Source organism: Neobacillus drentensis, assembly GCF_036966985.1.
In the GTDB taxonomy this organism is placed as follows: domain Bacteria; phylum Bacillota; class Bacilli; order Bacillales; family Cytobacillaceae; genus Neobacillus; species Neobacillus drentensis_E.
Genome location: NZ_JBALSN010000512.1, coordinates 1,942 through 6,836, shown reverse-complemented (window position 1 = coordinate 6,836; position 4,895 = coordinate 1,942). Strand labels below are relative to the sequence as shown.

The 4,895-nt window shown below is 37.7% G+C and carries 5 protein-coding genes and 1 pseudogene; 1 reads left to right on the top strand and 5 read right to left on the bottom strand.

Translation table 11 applies throughout. The annotated features are described in order from the left end of the window. Nucleotides 1–458 (top strand): annotated as a pseudogene (locus tag V7659_RS26870) (aromatic acid exporter family protein); the annotation flags it as partial. Nucleotides 459–475: 17 nt separating this feature from the next. Here V7659_RS26870 and V7659_RS26865 read toward each other — a convergent pair. From V7659_RS26865 to fabL, 5 genes are all read right to left on the bottom strand, one after another. Beyond that, nucleotides 476–2,242 (bottom strand): ABC transporter ATP-binding protein, encoded by a 1,767-nt coding sequence (locus V7659_RS26865; protein WP_335543137.1) that lies wholly within the window; start codon nucleotides 2,240–2,242, stop codon nucleotides 476–478. Nucleotides 2,243–2,390: 148 nt separating this feature from the next. After that, entirely contained in the window at nucleotides 2,391–2,921 is a 531-nt protein-coding gene (gene ntdP / locus V7659_RS26860) for a nucleoside tri-diphosphate phosphatase (protein WP_098576231.1), read from the bottom strand. A 201-nt stretch (nucleotides 2,922–3,122) separates the two neighbouring features. Continuing rightward, a complete protein-coding gene (locus tag V7659_RS26855; protein WP_335543136.1) occupies nucleotides 3,123–3,380 on the bottom strand; it encodes a YgaB family protein in 258 nt (85 codons plus the stop codon). A 234-nt stretch (nucleotides 3,381–3,614) separates the two neighbouring features. Then, entirely contained in the window at nucleotides 3,615–3,935 is a 321-nt protein-coding gene (locus V7659_RS26850) for a gamma-type small acid-soluble spore protein (protein ID WP_283877839.1), read from the bottom strand. Between the two features lie 74 nt (nucleotides 3,936–4,009). Next, nucleotides 4,010–4,759, bottom strand: a complete 750-nt coding sequence (gene fabL / locus V7659_RS26845) for an enoyl-[acyl-carrier-protein] reductase FabL (RefSeq protein WP_335543135.1) — start codon at nucleotides 4,757–4,759, stop codon at nucleotides 4,010–4,012. Nucleotides 4,760–4,895 lie beyond the last annotated feature (136 nt).

The following is a 4,895-nucleotide window of genomic DNA, read 5'->3' as shown; positions in this document are numbered from 1 at the left end:
ATTTTAAGAAAAAAAGCTTAGAAAAATCACGTAAGCTTGTTATTTATAGACAAATGCACTCAGCTGCCAAAAAGGCACTTGATACATTAAAACGGCTTCATCGTTTTGAGAATGAATTACTACATCTTCCAGAGTCATTTCAACAAGCCATTCAGGAACAATTGGATTGTCTCATTTACCATCATGAACAACTAATGCTTAGATTCATTGGTAAAATTCCAAACCCTCCCACTGATTCAGAGAATACCGTTTGCTTAAATAAAAGGCAACTCTTTGATTTATTTTTACTTCACCAGCAAGAATTTGCTGAGCAAGACGGTCCTCATCAATATCATACAATGCAAATCATAGCCTCGATTATCGATTATGGTGAACAGGTTGAACACTTAGATACCTTAATTACAAGTTTTCATTCGTACCATCATAATGAAGTATCAATTGAGGAAGATATTCTATAAAAAAGAAACCGAAGCATTTATTCTGCTTCGGTTTCTTTTTGTTCTAATTGTTGGACTTGAAAAAGTTTATAATAATTCCCTTGTTTCGCCATTAGCTCGTCATGTGTCCCTATTTCTACAATTTGACCATGTTCAATCAGTACAATTCGATTGGCATGAGTAATGGTTGACAATCGGTGTGCAACGATAAAGGTGGTTCTGTCCTTAGCTAACGCTTCTAGTGATTCTTGTATTGCATGCTCACTCTCCAAATCCAGAGCTGATGTTGCCTCGTCAAGTATTAAGATAGGCGGATTTTTTAAGAAGACGCGGGCAATCGCAACTCGTTGTTTCTGCCCTCCTGAAAGCTTAACACCTCGTTCGCCGACCTTGGTATTGTACCCTTCAGATAGGTTCAAGATAAACTCATCGGCATTAGCAGCTTTTGCAGCCCTGTATACTTCTTCTGCAGATGCATCTGGTTTTGCTAATAAGATATTATCCATTACCGATTCACTAAACAAGAGATTATCCTGAAAAACCACACCAATTTTGTCCCGTAAAGATTGAACCTTAAAGTTTCTGATATCTCTCCCGTCTAATGTGATTCTTCCCTTTGTCACATCATAAAAACGGGGAATCAAACTAACAAGCGTCGACTTCCCTCCGCCGCTCATTCCTACTAGAGCAATTGTTTCTCCCTTTTTTACATGCAGAGTTATATCTTTCAAAACCATCTCTTCGTTTGCTTCGTAGCTAAAAGACACATTCTCAAATGAAATATCACCATGTACTTGATTACAAACTTGTGCATCTGGGGCATCAACGATATCATACTTCTCGTCTAAAAATTCAAATACCCTGTCCATTGATGCAAATGATTGAGTGATTGTTGTTGAGGAATTAACCAATCTTCGTAATGGATTGTAGAGCTTATCAATATAGGCAAAAAATGCAACCATCGTCCCTAAGGATAGCTGGTCCTGAATCACAAGATAAGCAGAATAGCCAATAACAATTAATGGTGCAATATCTGTAATGGTATTAACTGCAGAAAATGCCTTTGCATTCCAACTAGTATGCTGCAAAGCCTTTTCCAAGAAGTTTTTATTTTGCTTATCAAATTGACCCTGTTCAAAATCTTCTATCGCAAAGCTTTTAATTACAGGCATACCTTGAACACGCTCATGTAAATAGCTTTGAACCTCGGCAAGTGCTTGTGACCGTTGCCGAGTCAACTTACGTAGATTCCCAAAAAAATATCTAATTGAAAAGGCGTATAGCGGAAACAACAATATCGATACAAACGTCAGCTTAACACTCATTGAAAACATAAGAATAATGGCAATAATTATTGTGGCAATATCCAGCCAAAGATTCATTAATCCGGAAATGACAAATGTCTTCGTTTGTTCAACATCATTAATGACACGTGAGATTATCTCCCCTGCACGATTATTTGAAAAATATTTAAAACTTAACTTTTGAATGTGGGTATACATTGAATCACGAATATCATATAGAATTTTGCTTGAAGTCCACTGGGCAAAATATTGACGGTAATATTCAATCGGCGGTCGCAGGATAACAAAAACAACTAGCATGATAACCATAATGAACAAGAGTTTTTCAATCTTCTCATCATGAGATAGAGTATGACTACCCACAATGTCATCAACAACATATTTAATCAATAGTGGTATCATTAGCGGAATAGAAAATTTAATTACCCCAATAATGATTGTCCCAATCACCTGAAGCCGATACGGTTTTACAAATTGCAGATACCTTAGAATACTGCTCAAAATAGCCCTCCTTTCAAAAAATAATAAGAAGCCAATGATACAATTAGTTTCTTACAATAATAAAATCACACAGTTGGTTCCCTTTCCAGAAAAGCAAATAAAAACCTGTTGATTACATCAACAGGCGCGTAATATCCTCTTTACCCATCTAACGTCTGTATGTTAAATAACGTTCATACCAAATATCAATAAAATCTGGTGCAAATGGGCCATTCCGTTGCCGAATCCATTGAATCAGTTTTTCAACATTTCTTTTTAGAATTTGATCAATTGGATCTGGATAATTCATTTCACGGCGATGACGTTCATACTCATCTTCGTCTAGTAAATTAAAAGTCATATCTGGAAACACCTTAATATCTAGGTCATAATCAATATACTTTAGTGCTTCGCCATCAAAAATAAAAGGGGAACTGATATTACAGTAATAATATATACCATCCTCACGAATCATTCCAATTACGTTAAACCAGTATTGTGAATGGAAATAACAAATGGCTGGTTCTCTGGTTATCCACGTTCTGCCATCTGATTCTGTCACTAGTGTTCGGTCATTGCCTCCAATAACCAAATTCTGTGTCCCTTTTAAAACAGTTGTTTCTTCCCAGACGCGATGGATGTGCCCATTGTGCTTATAGCTATGTATTTGCATTGGTTCACCTTCGATGGGTACGCCCATGTTTCTCCCCTACCTTCATTCCTGAACGCTTTGTAACCCTATTTGAAACCGTTAGATAAATAATGACAAAAGGTAACAAAGTACAATTCCTATTTATTATTATTATAACGGTTGAGAACAGATTTTAAAACAAAAGAGCCATATTTCGATGGCTCTTTGTAAAAATTTGCGAATTTTTTAAGGAGATTCCTTATTTTCCACCTAAAAGGAGGGTGTTAAGTTCATTTCCCGATAGGAATTGATTACTTCTTCTGTCTGCTTTTCAAAAATGGACTGGATCTCTTTTAACTCATCTTTCATCAGCCGAATCTCTGATTGTATACTTTCAAGATCCGTCGACTTCTGTAATGTCTGAAGCTCCACTTCGATTTGTTGACAACGCTCAAGTTCTCCTTGAAGATATAATAATTTATCCATCGTCACCAATTGTTCGGAAACTAATCTGTTAAAATGATCCATTTCCCTCACCGCCTTCTTATTTGTTCCTAATATGTATTCTTGAACAAGTCGTATTCTCCTTTGAAAATTAATGTAGACATTAGAGAAGTTTTGTCGAAAGTAGAAAAGCGGAGGCGCCTTGAACAGGGGCGACAGGCATTAGACGAGCCGGCCAGAAGGTTGCTTTTTAACCTTCAGGACAAAAAGAAGACACTCTATTCGAATCTAGAGTGTCTTCTTTTTGTTTAACTATTATTAGCTTTGACCAAATTGGCCATTGCCTTGGTTTTTACGTGCTTGAGATTGTTGGTTTTGTTGTCTTACTTCAGCAGCATTAGTTTCACTCGCAAATTCAGTTCCGAATGAGCCAGCAGCAGCTGAAGAGCTTGCAGCACCTGCTGTACCAGCAGCAGAACGAGCATTTTGAGCTCTTACTTCAGCAGCATTTGTCTCGCTCGCAAATTCAGTTCCAAATGAGCCTTGTGACCCAGATTGAGATTGAGCGTTTTGTTGTCTTACTTCCTGGATGTTAGTTCCAGCTGAAGTTTTGTTTGGCTGTTGATTGAAATTTGCCATGTTAATCACCTCCACGAATATAATTTGTCCATGCTTCGTGGAGATTATCCGCAAAAAATATTATTTAAAAATAATTAAACGAGTAATGAAATTCCACCATCAATTATGATGGTCTGCCCCCTGATCATGCTTGACTCATCTGATAAAAGGAACATAACACAATTTACCATATCCTCAATTTCTACCATTCGTCCTGCAGGAGTTTTTTCTTTGGCCTCTTGAAGCAGTTCTTCACGATTTGGAAAATGCTTTAATGCTTCCGTATCAACTGCGCCACCTGAAACTGCATTAACGACGATATTTTTAGTGGCTAGTTCAACCGCCAAATATCTAGTTAGTGCTTCTAAAGCCGCCTTGGAAACACCAACGACCGTGTAATTTTCTAAATAGCGGATCGAACCAAGAGAACTAATGCTGACAATTTTCCCGCCGCCAGTTCGTTCCATTAATTTGGCAGCTTCTTGGGCACAAAACAGCAAGGCTTTGCTATTAATATTTAAAGTCCAATCCCAGTGATTTTCTTCAAGTTCCATTATTGGTCGTTGTACGCCTGAGGCAGCATTATTTACAAACACATCTAGACGTCCGAATTCTGCATCTATTTGGGTAAACATATCTTTTATTTTCGCTACATCGCCAACATTTGCTTTAACAACTAGTACTTTTCTGCCTAGTGCCTCTATTTGTTCCGCTGTCTCTAGAGCTGATTTTTTACTTCTAGCATAATTAATGACAATATCATATCCTGCTTCAGCTAATCGAAGAGCAGTCGCCTTACCGATACCCCTGCTGCTTCCAGTGATGAGTGCTACTTTTTGAGTCATCCAACTATTCCCTTCTTTGTTATATATATTTGATCAATGTCTAGCTTCATCGCCCAACGGCTAGTGGACTTCGCTCTTTTCCCTACGATAAGTCAACATCGGATCGCTACGCTCTCCGTGTTTCCTTTATCTCAGT